The sequence below is a fragment of the Streptomyces sp. NPDC055189 genome, from assembly GCF_053606765.1.
This window is the reverse complement of sequence record NZ_JBSGSG010000003.1, coordinates 87335-112646: the sequence shown is the minus strand read 5'-3', so window position 1 is coordinate 112646 and position 25312 is coordinate 87335. Positions and strand designations below refer to the sequence as shown.

At 69.5% G+C, this 25312-nt stretch carries 21 protein-coding genes; 9 read left to right on the top strand and 12 right to left on the bottom strand.

Annotated features, from left to right (window positions below):
- Positions 1 to 41 precede the first annotated feature (41 nt).
- Complete coding sequence (locus ACWFR3_RS03750; protein WP_349817350.1) at positions 42 to 125, bottom strand: putative leader peptide; 84 nt, start codon at positions 123 to 125, stop codon at positions 42 to 44.
- Between the two features lie 101 nt (positions 126 to 226).
- Here ACWFR3_RS03750 and ACWFR3_RS03745 point away from each other — a divergent pair, with 101 nt between their 5' ends.
- Positions 227 to 649: a secondary thiamine-phosphate synthase enzyme YjbQ gene (locus ACWFR3_RS03745; RefSeq protein WP_453732906.1), complete on the top strand. Its 423-nt coding sequence runs from the start codon at positions 227 to 229 to the stop codon at positions 647 to 649.
- Positions 650 to 731: 82 nt separating this feature from the next.
- Here the strand turns inward: ACWFR3_RS03745 and ACWFR3_RS03740 are convergent, their stop codons facing one another.
- On the bottom strand, positions 732 to 1172 hold the full coding sequence (locus tag ACWFR3_RS03740) for a hypothetical protein (protein WP_453732905.1): 441 nt from the start codon (positions 1170 to 1172) through the stop codon (positions 732 to 734).
- A 345-nt stretch (positions 1173 to 1517) separates the two neighbouring features.
- Here ACWFR3_RS03740 and ACWFR3_RS03735 point away from each other — a divergent pair, with 345 nt between their 5' ends.
- Positions 1518 to 2714, top strand: a complete 1197-nt coding sequence (locus tag ACWFR3_RS03735) for a serine hydrolase domain-containing protein (RefSeq protein ID WP_453732904.1) — start codon at positions 1518 to 1520, stop codon at positions 2712 to 2714.
- Positions 2715 to 2763: 49 nt separating this feature from the next.
- Here the strand turns inward: ACWFR3_RS03735 and ACWFR3_RS03730 are convergent, their stop codons facing one another.
- From ACWFR3_RS03730 to ACWFR3_RS03705, 6 genes are all read right to left on the bottom strand, one after another.
- A complete protein-coding gene (locus tag ACWFR3_RS03730) occupies positions 2764 to 4299 on the bottom strand; it encodes a hypothetical protein (protein ID WP_453732903.1) in 1536 nt (511 codons plus the stop codon).
- Positions 4300 to 4442: 143 nt separating this feature from the next.
- Entirely contained in the window at positions 4443 to 4949 is a 507-nt protein-coding gene (locus ACWFR3_RS03725) for a MarR family winged helix-turn-helix transcriptional regulator (protein WP_453732902.1), read from the bottom strand.
- 69 nt (positions 4950 to 5018) lie between these two features.
- Positions 5019 to 5453: an STAS domain-containing protein gene (locus tag ACWFR3_RS03720; protein WP_453732901.1), complete on the bottom strand. Its 435-nt coding sequence runs from the start codon at positions 5451 to 5453 to the stop codon at positions 5019 to 5021.
- Positions 5450 to 6544, bottom strand: a complete 1095-nt coding sequence (locus ACWFR3_RS03715; RefSeq protein ID WP_453732900.1) for a cobalamin B12-binding domain-containing protein — start codon at positions 6542 to 6544, stop codon at positions 5450 to 5452. The genes ACWFR3_RS03720 and ACWFR3_RS03715 overlap by 4 nt, the downstream gene beginning before the upstream one ends.
- Entirely contained in the window at positions 6541 to 8094 is a 1554-nt protein-coding gene (locus ACWFR3_RS03710) for a PP2C family protein-serine/threonine phosphatase (protein WP_453733016.1), read from the bottom strand. The genes ACWFR3_RS03715 and ACWFR3_RS03710 overlap by 4 nt, the downstream gene beginning before the upstream one ends.
- Positions 8095 to 8440: 346 nt before the next feature.
- Positions 8441 to 10879 (bottom strand): tetratricopeptide repeat protein, encoded by a 2439-nt coding sequence (locus ACWFR3_RS03705; protein WP_453732899.1) that lies wholly within the window; start codon positions 10877 to 10879, stop codon positions 8441 to 8443.
- Positions 10880 to 11054: 175 nt separating this feature from the next.
- On the opposite strand from ACWFR3_RS03705, the gene ACWFR3_RS03700 reads away from it, so the two are divergent.
- The 6 genes from ACWFR3_RS03700 (at position 11055) to ACWFR3_RS03675 (ending at position 16889) form a co-directional block, all read left to right on the top strand.
- Positions 11055 to 11510 carry a carboxymuconolactone decarboxylase family protein gene (locus ACWFR3_RS03700; RefSeq protein WP_453732898.1) on the top strand — a complete coding sequence of 152 codons (456 nt, stop codon included), beginning with the start codon at positions 11055 to 11057 and terminating at the stop codon, positions 11508 to 11510.
- A gap of 106 nt (positions 11511 to 11616) precedes the next feature.
- Positions 11617 to 12060: an iron chaperone gene (locus ACWFR3_RS03695; RefSeq protein WP_453732897.1), complete on the top strand. Its 444-nt coding sequence runs from the start codon at positions 11617 to 11619 to the stop codon at positions 12058 to 12060.
- 88 nt (positions 12061 to 12148) lie between these two features.
- Positions 12149 to 12406 carry a hypothetical protein gene (locus tag ACWFR3_RS03690; RefSeq protein WP_453732896.1) on the top strand — a complete coding sequence of 86 codons (258 nt, stop codon included), beginning with the start codon at positions 12149 to 12151 and terminating at the stop codon, positions 12404 to 12406.
- A gap of 208 nt (positions 12407 to 12614) precedes the next feature.
- Positions 12615 to 14390, top strand: a complete 1776-nt coding sequence (locus ACWFR3_RS03685) for a bifunctional metallophosphatase/5'-nucleotidase (RefSeq protein ID WP_453732895.1) — start codon at positions 12615 to 12617, stop codon at positions 14388 to 14390.
- 146 nt (positions 14391 to 14536) lie between these two features.
- Positions 14537 to 15097, top strand: coding sequence for a PadR family transcriptional regulator (locus ACWFR3_RS03680; protein ID WP_453732894.1), 561 nt, complete (start codon positions 14537 to 14539; stop codon positions 15095 to 15097).
- Positions 15098 to 15167: 70 nt separating this feature from the next.
- Positions 15168 to 16889, top strand: a complete 1722-nt coding sequence (locus tag ACWFR3_RS03675) for an acyl-CoA dehydrogenase family protein (protein ID WP_453732893.1) — start codon at positions 15168 to 15170, stop codon at positions 16887 to 16889.
- Between the two features lie 70 nt (positions 16890 to 16959).
- On the opposite strand, the gene ACWFR3_RS03670 is transcribed toward ACWFR3_RS03675, so the two are convergent.
- The 3 genes from ACWFR3_RS03670 to ACWFR3_RS03660 all read right to left on the bottom strand — a co-directional run bounded on the left by ACWFR3_RS03670 (position 16960) and on the right by ACWFR3_RS03660 (position 18885).
- Positions 16960 to 17391, bottom strand: coding sequence for a VOC family protein (locus tag ACWFR3_RS03670; protein ID WP_453732892.1), 432 nt, complete (start codon positions 17389 to 17391; stop codon positions 16960 to 16962).
- A gap of 167 nt (positions 17392 to 17558) precedes the next feature.
- Positions 17559 to 18431 carry an SCO6745 family protein gene (locus ACWFR3_RS03665; RefSeq protein WP_453732891.1) on the bottom strand — a complete coding sequence of 291 codons (873 nt, stop codon included), beginning with the start codon at positions 18429 to 18431 and terminating at the stop codon, positions 17559 to 17561.
- 37 nt (positions 18432 to 18468) lie between these two features.
- On the bottom strand, positions 18469 to 18885 hold the full coding sequence (locus tag ACWFR3_RS03660; protein ID WP_453732890.1) for a Fur family transcriptional regulator: 417 nt from the start codon (positions 18883 to 18885) through the stop codon (positions 18469 to 18471).
- Between the two features lie 375 nt (positions 18886 to 19260).
- Between ACWFR3_RS03660 and katG the strand changes: the two genes are divergently transcribed.
- Positions 19261 to 21489, top strand: coding sequence for a catalase/peroxidase HPI (gene katG / locus ACWFR3_RS03655; protein WP_453732889.1), 2229 nt, complete (start codon positions 19261 to 19263; stop codon positions 21487 to 21489).
- A gap of 424 nt (positions 21490 to 21913) precedes the next feature.
- On the opposite strand, the gene ACWFR3_RS03650 is transcribed toward katG, so the two are convergent.
- Entirely contained in the window at positions 21914 to 24532 is a 2619-nt protein-coding gene (locus tag ACWFR3_RS03650) for a tetratricopeptide repeat protein (RefSeq protein WP_453732888.1), read from the bottom strand.
- Between the last annotated feature and the right edge of the window lie 780 nt (positions 24533 to 25312).

Genomic DNA, 25312 nt, shown 5'->3' with positions numbered 1-25312 from the left:
AGGGTGCAAAAGAGAGAGGGGGAGCTGAGGCTGAAAGAGCGTCAGCAGCCGCGGCGACACGCAGCAGAAGCCACCCGCAGCAGGTCGATGTGACCGCGCGTGGTGAGCAGGGCTGAACGCAACATGCCGCAGAACGTAGCCAGATCGTCGGCGTACGGTCAATGCCGTCTCGAAAGGCGGACTCCACGTATCAGTGAATGGAAGTCGCGTGAGGGAGGATGGGCCCATGTCCGACGCTTTCACCACACGTGTCCTGAACGTCACCACCGGCTCGGAAGAGAAGGTCTTCGACCTCACCGACGCCTGCCAGAGTTTCCTGCGCGAGGTGGCAGGCGGCCGCGACGGCCTGCTCAACCTCTTCGTCCCGCACGCGACCGCCGGCATCGCGATCCTGGAGACGGGCGCGGGCAGCGACAACGACCTGCTTGCCGCGCTGCACACCCTGCTCCCCGCCGACGACCGCTGGCAGCACCGCCACGGCAGCCCCGGCCACGGCCGCGACCACGTCCTGCCGGCGCTGGTACCGCCGCATGCGACGCTGCCGGTCCTGGAGGGGCGCCTTGAGCTGGGGACGTGGCAGTCGGTGTGCCTGGTGGACACGAACCGGGACAATCCCCGGCGGGAGGTGCGGATGAGTTTCCTGGGCTGACGAAGATCGCCGCCCGGGGCGGGGCCGGGCAGGCGGAGGCTCGCGCTGTATCCGTATTCGGGAGTGCGCCGGTGATCCCCGGTCAGCGGCGGCCGGTGGCCAGGATGACGAGGAACTGGCCGCCGCCCGGCTGGATGTCGGCGGTCACCGGCAGCCCCGGTACCAGTCGGGAGAACCGGTCCACCAGCCAATCCGCCGCCTCTTGGGCGTCCCGCTCGGTCGGACAGCGGCCCACCATTTCGCGGCCCCCCTTGCGCTCCAGCCTCTCGGCAACGGTGATCAGCGGTGCGGGTTCGACCACGTACAGGCGGTCAGGCCAGGCGATGGTCACCTTGACCGCGCCCTTGCGGGTGTTGCATCCGCGGTGCGCGAGCCGCTCGGCGATCTTGGCCTTCCGGTCGGCGGTCCGGCTGTCGACGCTGGGACCCCGCGGGTCGTTGACCGACTCGTCGGGGTCGACCGCTTCGTCACACACCCAGCACTGCCAGCCGTCGCGCTCGGCCACATCATCAAGGAGACTCATCCGAGCAAACTAGCCTGCCCGGCCGCCACTCCGCGCACCAGGGCACGGGCCGACCGCCGCTCCCGCAATGAAGTGATCACAGCCCTGCACATCTACGCCCGTGCGGTCACGGAACGCGACCTGGCCGACGGTGCACGGGCCGATCTACGTGAGGCGAGCCGGAGCTGTTGCGGCGGTAGCCGAGCACGGCAGCGCGAGGCTACGGGGGAGGGGTTGTCCGTCTGCTGCGCGGTGGCTCCGAACGGGTGGACTTCATGACAAGGCGACGGGCGGTCGGGTCTGCGTCACGGACCGAGGTGGTGATGTTCGTGACGTCCGCCCCCTGTCTGGAAGAGGCGCCCCCGAATGAGACGGTCCACCTCCCGCCGTACCCTCTGCGCAGCGCTGCTCGTCGCCTCCTTGTGGGCGCCGACGGCGGCCCATCCCGCCGCGGCCGATCAGCGACCGGTCGCCGCCCATCCCGACAAGGGCGACTGCCCGAACAGCCTGGGACGCAAGCTCACGTCCCGCCTCGACAGGACCATGAACGAGGTCGGAACGAAGGCGGGCATCCCCGGCGCGGTCGTCGGTCTGTGGATGCCGGGCAAGGGCTGCTACGTCCGTTCCATGGGCGTCGCCGACACGAGGACCGGCGAGCCGATGGCTGCCGACTCCTTCGTCCGGATCGGCAGCGAGACCAAGACGTTCACCGTCACCGCGCTGCTCGAGCTCGTGGACGAAGGCAGGGTCAAGCTGGACGATCCGATCTCCACCTACGTCAAGGGTGTGCCCAAGGGTCACCGCATCACGCTGCGCCAGCTCGCGGAGATGCGCAGCGGTCTGTTCCCCTACACCGAGGACGCCGGATTCATCCATGACCTGCTGAGCGACCCGCAGCGCACCTTCACCCCGCGCCAGTCCCTTGCGTACGGCTTCAAGCACCGCAACGCCTTCGCCCCGGGCAAGAAGTTCCAGTACTCCAACTCCAACCTCGTCCTGCTGGGCATGGTGATCGAAAAGGTGACCGGCCACCGGCTCGCCGACGTCATCCACCACCGCGTGCTGCACCCGGCGCACCTGCGCAACACACTGTTCCCGCAGGGCAGAGAGTTCCCCCACCCGCACCCGCGCGGCTACACCGACCAGACACTGAGCGGTGAGGTCGCGGACGCGACGAACTGGAACCCCAGCTGGGCCTGGGCGGCGGGAGCGATGATCTCGAACCTGCAGGATCTGCGTACCTGGGCCAAGTCGGTCGCCACCGGTCAACTGCTCAGCCCCGGCACCCAGAAGCAGCGGCTCAAGACGCTGCCCACCGGCTTCCCCGGTACCACTTACGGTCTCGGCATCCTCAAGACGAACGGCTGGATCGGGCACAACGGCTCGATCCCGGGCTACGAGACCGTGACGGTCTACTTGCCCTCGCAGAAGGCCACCCTGGTCGTCATGATGAACACCGACATCACAAGCCAGGGCCAGGAGCCCTCCACGCTGCTCGCCCGCGCGATCACAGCGGTAGCCACCCCGAAGAACGTCTACGACGGCTCGGCCACCGCGCCCTAGCTCGCGCTTGGGCATGCCCCTCGACCTGCGCGAGGCCGCTCTCGGTACCTCAAGCAGTGCAAGCGCGTGCCGTTCTCCCGGCAGGAAGCAGCTTCACCTGTCCGGCAGGAATCTGCAGGGGCCGGTCCGTCGAGGAGTTCCACAGGACTGCGTTGCCCTCGACGACGCCGAACGAGAGGTACGGGGTGCGTGGTGAGAGCGTTCCGTTCTGTTCGTTCAGGGCGCGGGGCGGGACCGTGGGACGGACGCAGGTCCAGTCCGCGGAGATGCCGAAGTACGGCGGAGCCTCGGTGTGGCGGGCGGCTGCCTGCTTCAGCTTGTCGGCTGCCGTCCGCGGCGACGCGAGGGTCCAGTCGGCGGCGGTGAGCAGGGCCAGGACGAGGGTGAAGGCGGCCAGGGTTCCCGCGACGGCGCTTCGCGGCCGTATGAAGTGGAAGTACCGCAGCACCCCCCAGGCTGCTGCCACGAAGAGGACGGCCGCGAGGCTGGGCCACAGCAGTTTCACCGCCGCCATGAGCTGGTAGGCCCCGCTGACCGCCGTCTCTTCCGAGGTCAGGGACAGCTCATCGGCATAGCCGTCCTGCAGGAGCCGGCCGGTCAGCGGCAGTGCCGCGACGAGCAGCGTGGCGAGCAGGGGCAGCGCGGTCGCGGCCAGTGTCTGCCAGCGCCAGCGGCGGCCCAGCAGGATCAGGCCGGTCACGTAGAAGGCGATGCCCGCCGCCACCCACGCGAACCGGGGCTCCACGCCGTCGAAGAGCCCGGGGATGCCCAGTGCGTAGACGGCTGCTGCCACGGTCGTGACGAGGCAGATCGCCAGACAGTGGGGCCGGGTGCGGGCCAGCGGCAGGGCGAGCGCCGTCCACCAGGCAGGGACGGCACAGACGAGAGCGAGGAACCAGCACACCGCGGCGGCGACGGGCTGCACGTGCTGGGCCGTCGTGAGGAAGAGGGCCATGGCGAGCAGCGGACCGCAGAAGAGGGCCAGAGCCCGGTTGAGGGCGTCCTCCCGGTGCTCGGGGGTGCCGGCGCGCCCCCTGCCGTCGAGAGGCCGTACGCCGAGGTCCGCGCGCGGTCCGTCCTCGCGCAGGTGACGGGCGAGGTGCTGGGCAGCGTCTTTGCTCGTGTGGATGCGAACGCCGACGTCCAGGAGCCCCGTGCGTACGGCGCACCAACGCACGACTGTCCGCCATCGCCGGCGCAAGCCCGGTACGGCAGCGTTCACGGTCCGGGATCCCTCTGCGTGCACTTGCCACTCGGGCTCCATGACGCGGTCGGTCTCGTCGCGCCGGAACAGCCGGCCGTTGATCACCACCTGGGCCGATCTGCTCACATCCGTGATGTGCCAGGCCGCTTCGCGGTCGGCGCGCCAGGAGGAGCCGGTGACCGGAACCTCCACCCACCAGAACTCGCTGGACTCGGCGTCGGCACCGAATGCCCGGCGGACCGTACGCCGTTCTTTCGGGCTGAGCTCGTGGCAGGGCCAGCCGAGCTCTTGTATCCGCTGTCGAGCTTTGTCCCACTGCGGCCGTCCGCCTTGCACTTCGACCAGAGAGGTCACTGTGCAGTCCGGTCCGCGGGGAATCATCGACTACCTCCGTCGTCGCCTGAACTCCCCCATGAGCAAGCATGAGCAAGGGAGTTCAGCGTGCTGCGCGCTCTGTTCCGCCTGGCACGCGCCAGCCTATGATCACGGCTCGTCAGGAGTCAGGAGAGGGAGACAGTCAGAGGTCAGGCCGCCGGGATGAAGCCGGGTCTGCTCTCCGTGTCGGCTTCTTCGGCCTCTGCGGTCAGTTGGGCCCGGAGGCCCGCGAGGCCCTTGGCCAGGGCGCGCCGCTCGGCCGAAGGCAGGGCGTTGATGGCGTGGTGCAGGGTTTCCTCGCGCTGCTCGCGGACGCCTCGCAGGTGGGTTCTGCCCTCGGGGGTCAGGCGCAGGGTTATTTCCCGGCCGTTGCCGGGGCACGGCAGTCGTTCCAGGAAGCCGGTGGCCTGCAGGCGGTCGCACATGCGGGTGACCGAGGGGGCGGCGGTGGCGAGGCGGGTGCATACGGTCCGCATGCGTATTCCCTCGTCGCGGTCGACCAGGTACATCAGGCGTAGCTGCGGGGCGGAGACGGGGGCGAGGGCGGCGGAGCCTCTGGCGTGTTCCCACATCACGTCGAGGTGTTCGACGATCTCGCCGGCGGACCGGGTGGCCTCGCGGGAGAACCTGGGTGCGGTGGGGTGTCGTGTCGGCATGTGTGCCCCGTCAGTGGGTTTGGCTCCCTCCCCGTGCCTGGTCGGGGAGCGGAGTGGAGAGGAGTGGCGTCAGGTGTCGCCCGTGCGGTTCCGCGAGTCGGCCGGGTTTGCTTCGCCGCCGGTGCCCGGGGCTTCTGCCGCGCTGCCGGGGGACGATTCCGTGCCGCCGGACACCGGCGCCGTGAAGTGCTCCAGGGTGCCGGTCAGGGACAGGAGGCGGTCCAGCCTCGCGGGGCGGTCGTCCAGGTGGAGGCGGACGCCGGCCGCGCTGGTCCTGCGGTGGATCATCAGCAGGATCGAGAGGCCCATGGAGTCGACGGCTTGGAGCCCCGCGCAGTGCAGGTGCAGGTCGCTCAGGCGCGGGTGTTCGGCGAGCTTGGCGGTGACCGTGAGCAGGAGGTGGTCGGCGTTGTCGTAGTCGAGGTCGCCGTGGACCTCTATACGGACGGTGTCCTCGGTGTCGACCGTGGTCAGGCGCAGGGGAGAGGGTGGTGTTGTGGTCATGCGGTCTTTCCGGCGGTGGCGCGGTGGTCGGGCGTGAGCGCGGCGATGCCGTGCTCGAGTGTGCAGGTGGCTCTGGGGAAGTCCTTGAGCTCGCGGGCCAGGATCTCCAGGGCCGGCGGCAGGCTGTGCGCGGGCACGCCGCGGGAGGTGAGGATCCCGGCGGTCCAGGTGAGGAACCAGCTGAAGAGGTCCTCGTCGCCGAGGTAGAGGGCGGTGGCGAGGAACTCCACGATGTGCGCGAGGTCTTCCGCGGTGCGTTCGCGCTGCTGGTCGCTATACGTGTGCATGGCGGGGAACGCGTCTTCCAGGGCGGCGAAGACCGTGCGCACGAGCGAGGTGCCGCTGCGCGTGACCATGCTGTATTCCTGGTCTTCCAGGTGAGGCAGGTCGTCGATGGGCTGGTGGTCGGGCTGCGGGCGCGGCAGCGCCACCCGGGCCAGCCGGTCGGCCGCGGCACGGGCGTCGGGAGCCCAGGCGTCGGCGCCGAGCAGGCGGGCGTACTTGCCGCCGGGGCCGAACGCGGCTCCGCCGGCCAGTACGGGTACACCGACGGCCTGGCAGGCGGTGATCGCGGCGTGCGCGGTGGGCAGCCGGGTCGCGATCGAGCTGGAGAGCGCGACCACGTCGGTGTCGGTGCGGTGCAGGTGGGCGATGAGGTGCGGGGAGGGGACCTGCGCGCCGAGGTAGTCGACGTGCCAGCCGCGCAGCTTCAGGACCTCGGCCAGCAGACGCGCGGGCAGCGCATGCCACTCGCCGTCCACACAGGCCACCGTGATCCGGCCCCGGTGCGGGGTCGTCCGCGCGGCCGGGTGCACGGAGAGCGCTGCCACGGCCCGTTCGTTGATCGCGGTCGCGGCGTGTTCCTCGGCCACGGTGAGGCGGTTGGCGGCCCACTCCTCGCCGACCTTGCCCTGTACCGCCGCGATCACGTCGATGAGCACGCTCTCCGGTGCCATGCCGTCGTCCAGAGCGCGCAGCACCATGTCGGTGGCCGCGAATTCATCGGCCGCCGACACGGCTTTCCACAGCGCGGTCGCCAGTTCCTCGACTGCTTCGCCGGCGGTCGGCCGGTGCGGCGTTTCGGTCGTCATGCGGTGTACCTGCCCCGAGTATGGCCGTTCACCGCACTGAGATGTTGCGTACGGGGCGCGGAGATCACCACGACGGCCATGTCGTCGTGCCTGCCCTTGCCGACCCACTGGGAGGCGAGCATCTGGACCCGCTCCACGATGCCCTCGGACGGCATGCCCGCACATTCGGCCAGAACGCGCTGGAGGCGCTCCTCGCCGAACTCGGTCCCGCCCAGCGGTCCGCCCTTGGCCTCGGTGATCCCGTCCGTGTAGAGCACACAGGATTCACCGGGCGCGAGAGTGACCGCGGCGGTGCGCGCCTTGGCCTCGGGGATCGCCCCCACCAGCGTGCCGCGTGTCGCCGCCTCTTCCACCTCGCCGTTCGTGCGGACGATCAGCGGCGGCGGATGACCGGCACTGGTCAGCCGCAGGTTGACGCCGCTGCCCTCCCGCACGGCGGACGCCAGGACCAGCGTGGCGAACCGGGTGTGATGGGAGTTGACCAGGGCGGTGTTGAGCAGGCTGATCATCTGCTGGTGGTCGTCCGCCATGGGCAGCAGGGCATGCAGGGTGTTGCGGATCTTGCCGGTCAGCACGGCGGCCTCGAGGCCCTTGCCGCAGACATCTCCGAGCGCCACGAGTGACGCCTTGCCCTCGACGGGGGCGGGGTGCACGTCGTAGAAGTCGCCGCCGATCCGCTCGTGGTCCTCCGAGGGGCGATAGCCGCCGGAGAAGTCCACCCCGGAGATCTGGTGCAGCGTGGGGGGCAGCAGCTCGCGCATCAGGACCTCGGTGATCGAGGTCTGCTCCGCGTACAGGCGTGCCGCCGACATGGCGGCGCCGGCGCGCGTGGCGAACAGCCGGGCGAAGACCTCCTCACCGTCGGTGAACGCCGCCGTGCCCGAGCGGCGCAGCAGGACGAGGGCGCCTGCGGCGACGCCGTGCCCGGGCAGCGGGGTGATCACTATCGAGCCGACGGGACCGAAGTCCTCGGGCACCATCCAGTCCGGTGCGACGGCGGGGTCGATCCATCGCGAAGGCACCGGCGGGAAACCGCGCAGCGCCTCGCCGAGACCGGGCACGTCGTCGGGGTCGGCCGGCTCCTGGGACCGGGCGGGGCTCTCGCCGCGCAGGCAGGAGACCACCGGAAGGCGCTGCCCGCGTGAGGGCGCGACGACGAGCGCCGCGTCGGCGAGATACTCCGCGGCCAACTGCGCCGTGACATCCATGCAGCGCTCCAGGTTCAGCGAGGAGAGCAGCAGGTTGGACGTCTTGGCCAGGAACTCGGTCCGCTCACGCTCCATGCGCAGGGCGTCGCGTACCAGCCGGTGATCGGTGTCGTCGATCAGCCACCACACCACGGAGCCGTCGCCCTGCACGCTGGAGTGCGCCTCGAAGCTGCGCTCACTGATCGCACCCGAGACCGGTGTGCCCGCTTGCGGGCCCGCGCGCCGGCCGGGCGCCGTCAGGGCGTCGTGCGCGGCGGAGAGCCAGCCGGGGACCACGTCGGTGAAGACGGCTCCGGGACGGGCTCCCGGCAGGAGACCGTCGGCTGCGTCACTGCGCAGCACGATGGTGCCCTCGCCGTCAGCGACGAGGACGGGATAAGGGGCATGGCGCAGCGCGGCGCGATGCTCTGCGCCGGTGCCGCTCTGCGCTGCGATCTGCGCTGGGGAAGAAACCAAATATGGAGGACTCGCTGGGCGAATCCCTCACCTCATCGACTCGAAGGAACATTGCCGTAAAGCAACCATCCCTCAAGCCACACACGTCTTGCAACCAGGGCTTATGGCCGCGAAATTCCTTGGTCCGGAAGACGTTTGACGCATCCGGATCGGGAAACCCCATCGGGGTCGGCCCCCGCATGCCAGATGTGTCTTTCGCCCCTCGGAAACCGGGGGAAACCGGGCAGTGGGGCTACGGCTGCAGGGCAGCCTGACCTGCCGCGCGGTGTTCCGCGGCCGTGGTCGGATCCGTCGCGTCGAGCAGGGCCGCGATTCCCTCGTGGGCCAGCGCTTCTTCGTACCGGTGTCCCAGCCGGGGAGCCAGTTCCAGCGTCTGCTGGTGCAGGCGCAGGGCCTCCTCGGGGAGGCCCGCGAGGCGGCAGGTCTCGGCGTAGCCGTGGAGGAAACGCACCTTCCAGTGCTCCTCGAACAATTCGTCGAGGAGTGTGAACGCTTTCCGGTGACTTTCCAGCGCTTCTTCGTGGCGGCCCATGCGCCGCAGCGCGACGCCCAGGCAGTTGAGGCACCACGCTTCGTTGTGCAGGTGCCCGTCATCGCGGGCCAGCGCCAGGGCCTGCCGCAGGTGGTCCGCCGCCTCGTCGGGCTCCTCGTGGGCGATGGCCACGCCCAGGGTGATGCGGGCCGTCAGCGTGGGCGGCCAGGCAGGGTCGGTGTGGGGGGCGGCAAGGACCTCACGGGCCCGCCGTGCCGCTTCCTCGCGATGGCCCAGCTGCAGCATCGCCCAGGCCTCCGCCGCGGCCGCATACGCCGCGCCCGTACGGCAACCGGCCTGCTCGTACAGCTTGCCCGCGAGACCGAAGAGTTCCAGCGGCTCCTCGACGCGTCCCTCGTCCCACTTCAGGTAGCCGCGCCGCAAGGTCAGTTCGGCCTCCGATTCCGTATCACCCGCCTGGCTCAACCAGGTCTGCGCCGCCTCGTACGACGCGGCGGCCTCCGCCATGCGGCCCGCGTTGTAGCGCGCGAAGCCGAGGTTGCTGTGCGCGTCGGCCAGTTGCAGCGGATCACCCAGGCGCTCGGCGGCGGCCAGGGACCGTTCGAAGAGCACGTTGAGATGGGTCGTGCCGCAGCGCCGCGCGAAGTAGGCCCGCAGGAAGCGCGGCAGCTCGCACACGTGCGCGTCGGCCCCGACGGCCGCTGCCGTCTCGAAGGCGGCCACCACGTTCTCGTACTCCGCGACGAGCCAGGAGAACGCCGCGTGCTTGTCCGTGAACCGCGGCAGCGCGGCCGGGGGCCGGCCCGCGGCGGGCGGCCGTCCCGGCGAGAGGAAGGGCATCGCGGCGTCGGCGGCGGCCGCCGCGTGCACGTAGTAGTCGAGGAAGCGGCCAAGGGCCCGTTCCCGCTCGGCCGGTGAGTCCTGTTCCGCGCAGGACCGCCGCGCGTGCTGGTGCACCAGGTCGTGCAGGCGGTAGCGGCCCGCCGCCGACTCCTGCACGAGGTGCGCGTCGACCAGGTCCTCGAGGATCGCCCGCGCACCGGACAGCGGCACGTCCGCGAGCGACGCCGCCAGGTAGGCGTCGAAGGACCCCCCTGGCAGCAGGCCCAGCATCCGGAACAGGCGGGCCTGCGACCGGTCCAACTGCCGTACGGACATGGCGAACGCGGTGTCGAACTCGCTCACGCCCTCGGCCATCCGCTCGACGAGGATGCCCACCGTCCAGCCGGGCCGGTGCCGCAGCCGGGCCGCGGCAAGGCGCAGGGCCAGCGGCAGATGGCCGCACAGCCGCAGCACCTCGGCGGCGGACTCCGGTTCGCGGGCCAGGCGGCCGTCGGTGCCGCTGGGATCGCCGCTGGCGCGGGCAAGGAGCTGTGCGCTCTCCTGCGGGCTGAGCACGTCGAGGGAGACCGGGGGTACTTCGTCGAGGCCCAGCAGCCGGTTGCGGCTGGTGATCAGGGCGACGGATGCGCCGGCGCCGGGCAGCAGCGGGCGGACCTGCTCGGCGTCGGCGGCGTTGTCGATCACCACGACGACCCGCCGGCCGGCGAGCTCGGAGCGCCAGCAGGCGGCCAGTTGCTCGACGCCTTCGCGCGGGACCTTCTCGGAGGGGACGTCCAGCGCGCCGAGCAGCATCCGCAGCGCGGAATCGGGGTCGAGGGGTTCGCGGCCCTCGGTGAAGCCGTGCAGGTCCACATAGAGCTGGGCGTCGGGGTAGTCGGCCGCGAGCCGGTGCGCGGCGTGCATCGCCAGACAGGTCTTGCCGACCCCGGCCATGCCGTCGACGGCGACCACCCGGTGGCTGTCCACCGCGGCCAGCACGGCGGCGAGTTGGGCTTCGCGGCCGGTGAAGTCGGGCACGTCGCGCGGCAGGTCGTTGCGGGGTTTCGGCCTGCCCTGGCGGCTGGACTTCGGGGGCGCGGGCAGGGGGTTGGAGGCGCGTTCCCACAGGGGGCGCAGCGGGCGGGGGTCGCGCTTGACGAGGCGGCAGAGCGCGACCACCGCGGGCCACGGCGGCGGGGTCCGGCCGCTGAGGTAGCGCGAGAGGGACGAGGAGCTGAGGCCGGTGTCCCGCGCGAGGGCCCGTACGCCGAGCCCGGACAGTTCTTGGAGCAGCCGCAGCCGGGCCGCGAGATCGTTCTGCGGGTCCGTCATCGCCGTGCGCTGCGGCTCGTCCACCAGATACCCCCGTGTCCCGTGTCGGCAGAAATCTATCGGGCCAAGTCGTCGCAGCTCAAGGGTGTTTCAGCTGTCCCACGGTGTCCCATCGCCGTGGTCGTGGCGGGCGGACCGGGCTGATATGGAGTCACGCCCCGGAGGAACGGGGACCAAGCGGAACGAGGAGCAGACCCAGATGCAGTCCCGTATGCAGAACCCCGCCGTCGTCCTGTCCGACGCGATGCCCGCCATCCAGTCCCTCTTCAAGGCCGTGCACTCCGGCGGGGTGGACGCGCAGACCCTGGAACTGGTCCACCTGCGGGTCAGCCAGATCAACGGCTGCAGCGCCTGCGTCGACGGCGGTGCCAAGTCGGCCCGCAAGGCGGGCGTGAGCGACGAGCGGCTCGCGCTGGTCGCCGCCTGGCGCGAGGCCCCGTACTTCACCGAAGCGGAGCGGGCGGCGCTGGCCCTCGCCGAGGCCGCGACGCGGCTCGCCGACCGTGCCGACGCGGTGAACGACGAGATCTGGGACGCCGCCGCCACCCACTTCGACGAGAAGCAGCTGGCCGCGCTCGTCCTGATGGTCGGCGTCACCAACCTGTTCAACCGGCTCAACGCCTCGACCCGGCAGATCGCCGGCGCCTGGGGCTGACCCTCCGGCGGGAGGAGCCGCACCGCCGGCTCCTCCCGGGCACCACCGCAACCCACCGACACCCGTACACACCCCATGCACCCCCCCGTACACAAGGAGACCTGCCATGACTACTGCGAAGTGCGACGGATTCACGGACGAGGAGCGCGGCGCGATGAAGGCGCGCGCCCAGGAGCTGAAGGCGTCCACGCGCCGCGGATCGCGCGCCGCCAAGGCGGCCGAGGAAGAGGCCGCCGTAGTCGCGAAGATCGCCGAGATGCAGGAGTCGGACCGCGTCATGGCCGAGCGGATCCACGCAGTGGTCAAGGAGAACGTCCCGGAGCTCGCGCCGAAGCTCTGGTACGGGATGCCCGCCTACGCCAGGGACGGCAAGGTCGTCTGCTTCTTCCAGAGTGCGCAGAAGTTCAGCGCGAGGTACGCCACGTTCGGCTTCAGCAGCAAGGCGGATCTCGACGAAGGCGCCATGTGGCCGGCCTCGTACGCCCTGAAGGAACTGACCGACGAGGGCGCGGCGCGGATCGCGGCGCTGGTGAAGCAGGCCGTGAACTGACGTGAACTGACGTGAACTGACGTGAACTGACGTGAAGCAGACAGCGCACCGAAGGGACCTCAGGGCGAGGTCGCGTAAGGGTGCCGACATGTCCCGCGTGCCATTCGTGGTTGCCGCCCACCCAGTTCGACAGGCCGGTCATGAACCGGGCGAGGAGCGGATCGGTGGCGGCCAGGGCGGCGGCCTGCTCCTCGAAGAGCCGGACGAGATCGTTGTGGACCTCGATCCTCGCGGTGACCGCACCGCACGGCACGACCGCGCAGGACCCCGGCGCCGCGCGACGCGCTGCTCGCGGTCGGCGTCACCGCGGGCGTGCACCTCGCCTTCGGGCGGCGCACGATTCTGAGCGTCGGCATCGGCACGGCGCCCTCTACGTCGTCCTCGCCAACGCCCTCTGAGGCCCGCTCCCCGATACGCGCCCCGCTCCCCGGAACGCGCCCCGCTCACACCGGCGCGCTGCCCGCTGCGGCGCGTGCCGGGGCCCCAAGGGTGATCATGAGCGTGGCCGGGTGTGTCCGGCGCTTCCCCGCCGGGCGGCTTCGTAGCGTCGCTGCGTGACCGAAACCTCTCGTTCTCTCGTACGTCCTCCCGCCTCCCTCTCCAAGCGCACCGTGATCACCTGCGCGGCCGCCGCGCTGGTGCTCGCCCTCGGCGCTCCGGCAGGCCCCTCCACGGCCACCGCCGCGGGGCCCGCACCCGCCGCGCCCGCCGGGGTGCCGGTGCAGCTCCTGGCCCTCAACGACCTGCACGGCAACATGGACCCCGTCGAGGGCGCCGCCGGCCGCGTCAAGCGCGGGCGCGACCAGCAGGCGGGCGGCCTGCCCCAGCTGGCCACGCTCATGGACAAGACCCGCAGCGGACCGAACTCACTGAACGTGGCGGCAGGCGACATGATCGGCGGAAGCCCGCTGCTGTCCGCGCTCTTCCACGACGAGCCGACGATCCAGGCACTCGAAGAACTCGGCCTCGACGTCGCCTCGGTCGGCAACCACGAGTTCGACGAAGGACCCGACGAACTGAACCGCATGGCCCGTGGAGGCTGCCACCCGCAGGACGGGTGCGCGCCCGGCGGCGAGTACGACGGCACGGCCTTCCCCTACCTCGCCGCCAACGTGACCCGGAAGGGCAGTGAGGCACCGCTGCTTCAGCCGTACATGGTCAAGACGCTGCCGGGCGGCGAGCGGATCGGGTTCATCGGCCTGGTCACCAAGGACGCACCCGAGGCCGTCAACGCCTCCCAGATCCGTGACCTGGAGTTCCACGACGAACTGCCGGTCATCGAGCGCTACTCGAAGGAGCTCGCGCGGCGCGGGGTGGACGCCCAGGTCCTCCTGATCCACGAGGGCGAGTCCGTCAACGGGAAGGCGGGGGCCGGGGACTGCGACGACGAAGGCCCCGGGTCCCGGCTGCGCGGCCGCATCAAGGGCATCGCGAAGGAGGCGTCGAGCGCGGTCGACCTCATCGTCACCGGCCATTCGCACGACTCCTACGAGTGCACGGTCACCGACCCGGCAGGGCGGCCCCGCACGGTCACGCAGGCCGACTCCTTCGGCCGCTCCTTCACCGAACTGAACTTCCGCCTGGGCAAGGGCGGTGACGTCCTCCGTCGCTCGGTGCGGGCCCAGAACCACGTCGTACCGGTCGGCACCCCGAAGCAGCCCGCGATGAACCGGCTCGTGGAGACCTGGCGCAAGCGCTCCGAGACGGCGGCCAACCGCAGCGTCGGCTACATCTCCGCCGACATGCCCGGCCGCGGCTCGCCCGAGTCCGAGACCCCGCTCGGCAGCCTGCTCACCGACGCCCAGGTGCAGGCGACCCGCGGCTACGAAGCCGACCTGGCCTTCCTGAACCCCGGCGGCATGCGCGCCGACCTGGTGCACAAGGGCGACGGAACGGTCACCTACGCCGACGCGTACCGCACCCAGCCCTTCGACAACCCGCTGTGGACGATGACGCTCACCGGCGAGCAGCTGGTCGCCGTCCTGCGCGAGCAGCTCAGCGGCTCCAACGCCGACGAACCGCGCTTCCTGCAGCTGTCGTCGGCCCTGCGCTACTCGGTGGACATGAGCCGCCGGGGCGCCGACCGGCTGCTGACGGACACCGTCAGGGTCAAGGGCGAGGCGGTGCGGCCCACCGACAAGTTCCGCGTGACCGTCAACGACTTCCTGGCCAACGGCGGCAACGGCTTCACGACGTTCACCAAGGGCACCAACCGTGACGGCGGGGACGTGACGGACCTCGAGGCGCTGGTGGCATACCTGGACAAGTCCTCCGCCGAGACCCCGATCGCGCCTCCGGCGCCCGGCCGCATCACTTTCGTCGGGAGGTAGATCCGGCGTTCCCGGGAGTGGAGTGCCGCCCGGCGGCCAGTGAACCCGAGGCCGGGAACCCGAGTCAGGGAACCGCCCTGGTGAGCCGTGTCTCACCAGGGCGGCCCCACTTGTTTATGCAACGAGTTGCATAGCAGGATCGGGGCATGGCGCTAGAGCACGCGATCCTCGTCTCGCTCCTTGAAAAACCGGGCTCCGGCTACGAGCTGGCCCGGCGGTTCGAGCGGTCCATCGGCTACTTCTGGACCGCCACCCACCAGCAGATCTACCGCGTACTCAAGCGCATGGAGAGCGACGGGTGGATCGACGTCCGCGAGGTGCCGCAGCAGGCACGCCCGGACAAGAAGGAGTACTCCGTCGCCGCCCCCGGGCGCTCGGCGCTCTCCGGCTGGCTGCACGAACCGATCGAGCCCGAGAGCGTGCGCCACGAACTCGCCGTGAAGATCCGCGGCGCCGCCTTCGACGACCCGGCCGCGCTGATCCGTGAGGTCGAGCGGCACCGCCAGGCGCACACCGACCGCCTCGCGCGCTATCTCGCGGGCGAGCGGCGTGACTTCACCGGACCCGACGCGCCCGCCGTGCCCGATGCCGGGCAGGAGCTCCAGCATGTCGTGCTGCGCGGCGGCATCGCGTACGAACGGATGACGCTGACCTGGCTCGACGACGTGCTCGCCACCCTCCACCGGCTCGGTCCTCCAGGGACCTGAACCGGCACCACCTCACCACCCCGCACTGCCGAAACCCTCCCAACCTCCCGAGCCGGAAAGGCGAACACCCATGGCCGACCCGCTGCTGTTCAACCCGCGCACCTACGACCCCCAGCAGTTCGACCCCGAGACCCGCAGGCTGCTGCGCGCCACCGTCGACTGGTTCGAGGCCCGCGGCAAGCGCCGGCTGATCGAGGACTACCGCGAGCGCGCCTGGCTGGCCGACTTCCTGGAGTTCTCCGCCAAGGAGGGTCTCTTCGCGACCTTCCTCACCCCGGCCGCCGCGGCCGGCGGCAGGGAGGACGCACGCTGGGACACCGCCCGGATCGCCGCCCTCAACGAGATCTTCGGCTTCTACGGGCTCGACTACTGGTACGCGTGGCAGGTCACCATCCTGGGCCTGGGCCCGGTCTGGCAGAGCGAGAACGAGGCCGCCCGTACCCGCGCGGCGGAACTCCTCTCCCGGGGCGAGGTGTTCGCCTTCGGCCTGTCCGAGAAGTCGCACGGCGCCGACATCTACTCCACCGACATGCTCCTGGAGCCCGACGGCGACGGCGGCTTCCGGGCCAGCGGCTCCAAGTACTACATCGGCAACGGAAACGCGGCCGGACTCGTCTCCGTCTTCGGCCGCCGCACCGACGTCGAGGGCCCCGACGGCTACGTCTTCTTCGCCGCCGACAGCCGCCACGACGCCTACCACCTGGTCAAGAACGTCGTCGACTCGTCGAAGTACGTCAGCGAGTTCCGTCTGGAGAACTACCCCGTCGGCCCCGACGACGTCCTGCACACCGGACGCGCCGCCTTCGACGCCGCCCTCAACACCGTCAACGTCGGCAAGTTCAACCTCTGCACCGCCTCCATCGGCATCTGCGAGCACGCGATGTACGAGGCCGTCACCCACGCCCAGAACCGCATCCTCTACGGCCGCCCCGTCACCGCCTTCCCGCACGTGCGCCGCGAGCTGACCGACGCCTACGTCCGTCTCGTCGGGATGAAGCTGTTCAGCGACCGCGCCGTCGACTACTTCCGCTCCGCCGGCCCCGACGACCGCCGCTACCTCCTCTTCAACCCCATGACGAAGATGAAGGTGACCACCGAGGGCGAGAAGGTCATCGACCTGATGTGGGACGTCATCGCCGCCAAGGGATTCGAGAAGGACAACTACTTCGCCCAGGCGGCCATCGAGATCCGCGGCCTGCCCAAGCTGGAGGGCACGGTCCACGTCAACCTCGCCCTGATCCTCAAGTTCATGGGCAACCACCTGCTCAACCCGGCCGAGTACGAGCCCGTGCCCACCCGCGTGGACGCGGCCGACGACGACTTCCTCTTCCGGCAGGGACCGGCCCGCGGCCTGGGCGCCATCCGCTTCCACGACTGGCGCACGGCCTACGACGCTTACGCCGAGGTGCCCAACGTCGCCCGCCTCCGCGAACAGGCCGACGCCCTCTGCGAGTTCGTGACCACGGCCGCCCCCGACGAGGAGCAGAGCCGCGACCTCGACCTCCTCCTGGCCGTCGGCCAGCTGTTCGCCCTTGTCGTGCACGGCCAGCTGATCCTGGAACAGGCACGCCTGACCGGCCTCGACGAGGACGTGCTCGACGAACTGTTCGCCGTGCTCGTACGCGACTTCTCCGCGCACGCCGTCGAGCTGCACGGCAAGGACTCCGCCACCGAGGCACAGCAGAACTGGGCCCTTGGCGCGGTGCGGCGCCCGGTCGTCGACGAGGCGCGCTCGGCGCGGGTGTGGGAGCGCGTGGAGGCGCTGGCCGGGGAGTACGAGATGGCGCCGTAGCCCGGTCGATCCGCTCGACGGCGGCGCGCGGGCCTCAACTCGGCGGCCCGCGCACGCCGTCGCGAACCGGTCAGACGGCGAAGACCTGGGAGTCGTCGGCGAACGCCTTGAACTCCAGGGCGTTGCCCGCCGGGTCGAGGAGGAACATCGTCCACTGCTCGCCCTTCTCGCCCTCGAAGCGCACGTACGGCTCGATGACGAAGTCGATGCCGGCCGTGCGCAGCCGCTCGGCGAGCTCCTGGAACTCGGGGATCGGCAGGATCAGTCCGAAGTGCGGTACGGGCACTTCGTGGCCGTCGACCGGGTTGTGGATGCGCCGGACGCGCTCGGCTGCGAGGTGGGTGACGAACTGGTGGCCGTGCAGATTCCAGTCCACCCAGCTGTCCGAGCTGCGCCCCTGCTCCAGGCCGAGCACCTGGCCGTAGAAGAGGCGGGCCGCGTCCAGGTCGTCGACCGGCATGGCCAGGTGGAAGCGGGGGACGGCGGAGTCGGGAGCGGTCATGGCATGCCTCCTGTTGCGCGGATTGCGTGGGTGTCGGGGCTGGGTACCCGGGCGGCATGTGCCCACGCTCGGTGTATGTGCCGCCCTTGATGCCTGCCTTCGGTGCGGGTGCCTGCCCCCGGTGCGTGTGACCGCCCCCGGTGTGCCGGGCGGGTGCGCCGCCCGTTCTACGACTTGCCGATGCCCAGCGTCGTCTCGCCGGGCAGCAGCCCCGATCCCAGGACGGTGACCCAGGGCGTGCCGAGCAGTCCGGCCAGACGTTCGGTGTCCTCGGCGCCGATGGCCTGCCACGGTCCGGCGGCGAGCGTGTCCGTCTGGCGTTCCACCTCCTCGCGCAGGGCGCGGCCCGCGTCGGTGGCGGTGCCGCTCGCCGGATCGAGCAGCCCCCGGACGACGAGCCGTTCGCGGGCGGCCTCCCACTGCTCCTTGCTCCAGCCGCGACTCTGGAAGGTCTCGTCGGACGCGGCGCCCACCGCGGCGAAGGACACCAGCGCCTCGGTGCCATCGAGCCCGGCGGTGAGCAGAGCGGTCAAGTGGCCGTCACCGCGGTGCTCGCGCAGGATGTTCGCGGCCTGCCAGAGCTGCACGTGCGGTTGATCCGCCCAGGACAGTGCCTTGTTGGCCGCGGCCATCGGCCGCCCCGCGACCTCGGCGGCCTCGGCGGCGCGGCGCGCGAGACGTGCGGCTTCGGCGAACTCCGGCCCCTCGACGGCCTCGTCGCCGAAGAGACTCCGGTAGGTCCGGTCGATGGCCCGCTCGCGGGCGGTGATGACATCGGCGGGCGCGGCGACTTCCCAGGCGCCGGACACGTACCGGGCGACCATCTCCGGGTTGAAACTGTAGAAGGCGGCGCTGACCAGCGCGGGTCCGACGGGACCGAGCGGCGCGGCGCGGTAGGGGAAGTAACTCGGCCACCGGGGCTCGGTCTTGAAGCCGAGCGACCCGGCTTCGTCGAATGCCTCGGGGGAGTAGTAGAGGACGCCGTAGAGCGGCTCGATCAGGTGCCACATCTGGCGTACCTTGGCCCGTTCGACCGTCATCGGATCTCTCCCTCGGGTCACATCGGTCGCATCCCGCTCACTTGTGAACGTTGCAGTCCGGGCATATACCCCGGTAGGTCACCTCGGCCGCGGAGACGGTGAAGCCGAAGCGCTCGGAGGCCGGAAGCGCGGACAGCGGGTCGCCGCCCGGGTGCACGTCCTTGATGGCACCGCAGCCCGAGCACACCAAATGCTGGTGCGGACGGTGGGCGTTGGGGTCGTACCGCTTGGCGCGGCCGGTCGACACCTCGATCACTTCGCCGAGGGTGACCAGCTCACCGAGGGTGTTGTAGACCGTGGCGCGGGAGATCTCCGGCAGTCGGGCGGTGGCACGCGCGAGCACCTCGTCCGCGGTCAGGTGGACGTGTTCACCGTCGAGTACTTCGGCGACCACCCGGCGCTGAGCGGTCATCCTCCACCCACGGCCGCGGAGTCGTTCCAGAAGGTCGCTCATGCCTACCAGCCTAACTGTGCTTTGTCTGACGACTGAATTCCGTACGAACCCGTCTGTCGTATTGACTTGGACTTCGTCCATCGTAGGATCAGTTCCGGCCGACGGCCAAGGCACAGGGCAACAGCAGGGAACAGCACGTGACTTCAGGAGACGGGTCCGCTCGGCCCGGCATCCGGTACCCCGCTCGCGGAGAACCAATCCGGCGAGCAGGCGGACGTCCGCGGCCTGGAACCGCTCCCGGGCCCGGCCCTGCATCCCGGCCGATGAGGCTCGTACCGCCTTCGGGCACCCCCAGACTGTTCTGCCGTTCGCAGTTCCCGAGCAGCACCGTGTTCCTGAGCAGCACCGTGATCCGCCCCGTCCGGAAGGATTCCCATGACTGAGAACCATGACGCGATCGTCACCGACCCGAAGCCGGAAGAGACAGGCGGCTGCCCGGTCGCGCACACTCGCGCCCCGCACCCGACCCAGGGCGGTGGCAACCGCCAGTGGTGGCCGGAGCGGCTCAACCTGAAGATTCTTGCCAAGAACCCCGCCGTGGCCAACCCGCTGGGCGAGGAGTTCGACTACGCCGAGGCGTTCAACTCCCTCGACCTGCCCGCCGTGAAACGGGACATCGCCGAGGTCCTCACCACCTCGCAGGACTGGTGGCCCGCCGACTTCGGCAACTACGGCCCGCTGATGATCCGCATGGCCTGGCACAGCGCGGGCACCTACCGCATCAGCGACGGCCGCGGCGGTGCCGGCGCCGGTCAGCAGCGCTTCGCGCCGCTCAACAGCTGGCCGGACAACGCGAGCCTGGACAAGGCCCGCCGTCTGCTGTGGCCGGTCAAGAAGAAGTACGGCCAGAACCTCTCCTGGGCCGACCTTCTCGTGCTCACCGGCAACGTGGCCCTGGAGACGATGGGCTTCGAGACCTTCGGCTTCGGTGGCGGCCGCGCGGACGTCTGGGAGCCCGACGAGGACGTGTACTGGGGCCCGGAGACCGACTGGCTCGGCGACGAGCGCTACACCGGTGACCGCGAGCTGGAGAACCCCCTCGGCGCGGTCCAGATGGGCCTCATCTACGTCAACCCCGAGGGCCCCAACGGCAACCCGGACCCGATCGCCGCGGCCCGCGACATCCGCGAGACGTTCCGCCGTATGGCGATGAACGACGAGGAGACCGTCGCCCTGATCGCGGGCGGCCACACCTTCGGCAAGACCCACGGCGCAGGACCGGCGGACAACGTCGGCGACGACCCCGAGGCCGCGCCGATGGAGCAGCTGGGCCTGGGCTGGAAGAGCACGTACAACACGGGTGTCGGCAAGGACGCCATCACGTCGGGCCTCGAGGTCACCTGGACCGAGACGCCGACCCAGTGGAGCAACCACTTCTTCAAGAACCTCTTCGAGTACGACTACGAGCTCGGCAAGAGCCCGGCAGGCGCCCACCAGTGGGTGGCGAAGGACGCCCCGGAGATCATCCCGGACGCCTTCGACTCGTCGAAGAAGCACCGCCCCACGATGCTCACCACGGACCTGTCGCTGCGCTTCGACCCGATCTACGAGCCGATCTCCCGGCGCTTCTACGAGAACCCGGAGCAGTTCGCGGACGCCTTCGCCCGCGCCTGGTACAAGCTGACGCACCGCGACATGGGCCCGGTCGTCCGCTACCTCGGCCCGGAGGTCCCCTCCGAGGAGCTGGTGTGGCAGGACCCGCTGCCGCAGCGCACGGGTGAGGTCATCGACGCCGCGGACATCTCCTCCCTCAAGGAGCAGATCCTCGGCTCCGACCTGACCATCTCGCAGCTGGTCTCCGCCGCCTGGGCCTCGGCGTCCTCCTTCCGCGGCAGCGACAAGCGCGGCGGCGCCAACGGCGCACGCATCCGCCTGGAGCCGCAGCGCAGCTGGGAGGTCAACAACCCGGACGCGCTCGCGCAGGTGCTGCGCACACTGGAGGGCATCCAGGAGTCCTTCAATTCCTCCAACTCCGCGGGCGGCAAGCAGGTCTCGCTGGCCGACCTGATCGTGCTCGCCGGCACCGCGGCCGTCGAGCAGGCGGCCAAGGACGGCGGCGTCCCGGTCGAGGTGACCTTCACGCCGGGCCGCGTGGACGCCTCGCAGGAGCAGACCGACGTGGAGTCGTTCGCCGCGATCGAGCCCGCCGCCGACGGTTTCCGCAACTACGTCGGCAAGGGCAACCGCCTCCCGGCGGAGTACCTCCTTGTCGACAAGGCGAACCTGCTGAACCTGAGCGCGCCCGAGCTGACGGTCCTCGTCGGCGGCCTGCGCGTCCTGGGCGCCAACTACCAGGGCTCCAAGCACGGCGTCTTCACGACGTCTCCCGGCACCCTGACGAACGACTTCTTCGTCAACCTGCTCGACCTGGGCACGGCGTGGAAGTCGACGTCGGAGGCCCAGGACACGTTCGAGGGCCGCGAGGGCGCCTCGGGCGACGTGAAGTGGACCGGCACCCGCGCCGACCTCGTCTTCGGCTCGAACTCCGAGCTGCGCGCGGTCGCGGAGGTCTACGCGAGCGATGACGCGAAGGAGAAGTTCGTCAAGGACTTCGCGGCGGCGTGGTCCAAGGTCATGGACCTGGACCGGTTCGATCTGGTCTGAGGTCTCTGATCGTGATGTCCGGGGTGGCTTGCGTGGGCCGCCCCGGACATCTTTTTGGATGTTCAGGAGGGCATGCCTAGACATAGTGAGAAGGCCAGTTGACCTGCACGCTCTCCGCGAAGGGCCCAGTCGTGCGCTGATCTCCCTTGATCGAGGGTTATGGCTCATGCCGTGTGGTGCTGTTCTTGCTGATCAGCGTCACACGGCGTGGTGATCTATCCAGTGTTGGGAGGTGAGTACACGGCAGTGCGCTCACGTATCTCGCTGATGGTCATGCGTGCTGTCGAGCAGTTCGGCGGCACTCACCACCCCTCGCGGCGTCCGATGCTGATCGTCGATCTTGTGGACCGAGACCTTGCAGGGGATAGCTCCCCCAATTGAAAGGTTACGACTGCGGCTTCGTGGAGACCCGTGGTTGCAGGTTTCAGCGTTGATGGTGGTGTCCCTCATTGTCGGCCTGGTTCATCCAGTAGGCGATGTTCTTGCTGATGGTGGGGATGATGGGATCAGCAGGGTCTACTAGGCGTCGTGTTTCTGTGAGCATCCGGGTGAGGATGTGGACGGCTTCCCCGGTGTGGCCAGCGCGTCCGCGCCACATGGCGAGCTTGTCCAGCACCGACAGCGTGGCGACATGATCAGGGCCGAAGTGGCGTTCGATGCGGGTCAGCAGGGTCTGGTATGTGTCCCCTGCCGACTGTGCGTTGCCCGTTGCACCCTGCCAGTTGGCAAGGCTATCGAGGGTTGTCAGGGTTTGGAGGTGGCCAGGGCCTAGGACGCGGTCTTGATCGGGGAGGAGCTCTTGCAGTGCGGCGATGGCCGCCTGGGGTGCTCCTGCAGAGCCACGCATGACGGCGAGGCTGTGGCGGGTGCTGAGAATGTCCGCTTCTTCTGACGCGAGACGGCACTGCTGATCACGGAGGACATCCTCCAGCGCTTGTACAGCCTGCTGAGGTTTTCCTGCCCAGCTCAAACACAGGGCGTGGCTATGCCGGGAGCTGAGTGTTTCGGGGTGGTGAGGACCGAGGACTCGGGTTCTGTCCGCGATGACGGCGGTGAGGTCCTTAGATGCGGTGGTCGGATCGATTCTTGCCCGCGCAAGGGCGAGGTTGTGGCGCGCGGCGAGCAACTCGGGATGGTCGCGTCCCAGGACCTCACCCATGTCGGGTATCAGTGCCTGATACCCCTCTATGGCTTTATCCGTCTCGCCCGCTTCTCCCTGCCAACGGGCAAGACTTTGCCTGGTGGTCAGCGTGCGCAGGTGCCGGGGCCCAAGCGCTCGTGTCTGGTCGAGTAGCAGCGCTTCGAGCAGGCTGAGGGCCTCGGCGGCATTGCCAGATTCGCCCAGCAAGCGGGCCAGATTGTGGCGGGCGGTGAGGGTGCCATCGGCATCGGCACCAAACTCCTCTTCCATGAGGGGGATCAGCTTGCGGTATGCGTCAGCAGCCTCTACTGCGTCACCCGCGACGCCCTTCCAATAACAAAGGTTGTGGAGAGTGGCGAGTATCGCACCACGGCTCGCTCCGTTGCGTTGCCGGACAGTGAGAATCTCCTGGAGGGCCGCGATGGCGCCGCTCGTGTCGCCTGCTGCACCACGCTCGACGGAAAGGTTGTGACGAGTCACGAGTGTCTCGGGGGCTTCGTAGCCGAACAGCCGGATGTGATCCGCCTCAAGGAATTCCAGGGTCTGAACTGCTGCAGCGTGATCTCCGGCTTGGCTTTGCCAGCGGGACAACTCGCCGCGGGCGACAAGGGTGTGTTGGTGGTCGGCTCCAAGTCGCTGGTGGGCGAGGGAGCAAAGCCCGGCGAAATAGGCCTGCGCCCAGGAAGCGTCGCCCGATTCACCCGCGCTCGTGCCTAGCCGGAACAGGAGGGTGTATGCGGTGTCGTTCTGCCACAGAGGGTGGCTCTCACCGTCCTGATCGTGGGTGGCCAGCAAGCGGGCGCTAGCCCGCAGCCGCAGGGCGTGGTCCTGGTTATGACCGGTGTCGGGCCAGATGTTGAGCAGGGCGTGAGCAGCCGCCGGCAGTACGGCGTCCCTGCGATGCGTCCGGATGTCGGGCGGTGAACCAGGAGGCTGCTGCTCGCGTACGGCCCGCTGGATGAGCTGGTGCATGCGGACCAACCATGCGTCATTGCAGCCCTCGTCTGGGATGTGATCAATGAGGTGGAGCCGGTCCAGAGTTGCCAGGGTGTGCTCAGCATCGAGCTCGTCGACGGGTTCGTCTGCTCGGCTCCGCTCGGTCAGCCAAGCGCGTGCGGCGTCGCTGGTGAACAGTACGGCGGGAATGCCGGTTGTACCGTCGAGGACGGCGGCCAACTCGAGCATTGGCCGGGCAAGCAAGCCGGTGTGTTGGTCGGCCTGATCGACTGAGATGTCCCACAGCGACGCAAATGAGCTTGTCGTAGCGCTACCGCGCATGGCTGGGATCAGTCGTTCGAGGGTAAGCCGACGGTCCGCGAGCCGGCGTCGGTAGCGGGCGACACTGCACGAGGCGTCGTAGTCGAGGTACGCGGCAGCGCGCGAAAGCGCCAGGGGGAGATGGCCAAGGTCATCGGCGAGTCCCGCTAGCTCCACGTCCGTACCGGCGGGCATGGTTCGTTGCAGTGTGTTGCGCAGGTGCTTGAGGGATTCCTGGGGGGTGAAGATGCCAACAGGCAGAAAAGAGAGACCACTTGCGGTGGCAAGATCCCTTTCGCGGCTGCGGGTGGTGACGATGACCCTGCCGCGACCGGCTGTGTGCCGAGGCGCCCACAGCCCCTCCAGCGCGCCGGCGGAGTGCACGTCGTCGAGGACGATGAGCCAGCTGCGATCCGTGACACGGAGCCAGTTGAGGAAATGCTCAGCGGCCGAAGCAGTGTTTTCGTTGTTGGACACCAGCTCAAGATCGCGGGCTGCCCGGGCATAGGCACCGGTAACTGCCGGAGTGGTGTTCGCCGTGACCCATATGAGTACGTCGACTCCAGCGTCTGTTCCGTCGGCGACGCGGTGGCAGTAGTCGGCGGCCAGACAGGTTTTGCCCACGCCTCCGGTTCCTGTGATCACGCGCCCTCTGACCAATGCGCCAGCTGTGTCCGTGACGACGTCTCTGTCCTCGGAACCCTCCAGGGCGCGTGCCAGGGCTTCGCGATGTGCCCGCTTGATGAGCACATCGGCTGTATCGGGGACCAGGCCTATGCGCAGTGGCCTCGCGCTGCGGGGCTTGTCGCCACAGTGTTTCTGCGTGCGCGACCCCGACGCTTCACTGTCTCGGTGAGCTGGGGGTCTGCTTCGCTCGGCTGCTTGGCGCAAATTCTCCCACCGAGCACGGGAGCGTGGAGCTGGCCCTGAGCTGGTGCGGCTATCGAGGAGTTCGGTCAGGAAGGTGAATGGCTTTCCGGCCCGCGGAACACTCTGACCGTTGAACCACGCGCTGAGAGTGCTCTTGTTCAGGGAGACGGGCGGAGAGTGCCGCTTACTGTGCTGGATGATCTGGCCGAACGTGAGTTTGGAGGCTTGCCGATGTGCTCTCAGCTCCTCGGCCAGGCGCGACATTGCAGCCGGGTTATCAACCATGCCATTCCCCGTTCGTTCCGAACCTTCTACGAACCCTATTCCTTGCCTGTCTGACCACCACATACCTGCAGTCCGGCGGGAGTCGCTTCTCGCCGAACCCTGGGCCGAACAGGTCTGGTGGCGTCTGACCGATCGCTTGGTTGGTCAAGTCCACGGATGGGACGAGTTATGCGCATTCTCTGGCGTAAAGCGCGGTACGTGTGGCACACGCCAAGGCTCAGGCGGTACATGGTCGTGCTTGTTGTGCGGTGGATGGCTGGTGTCGCGCTG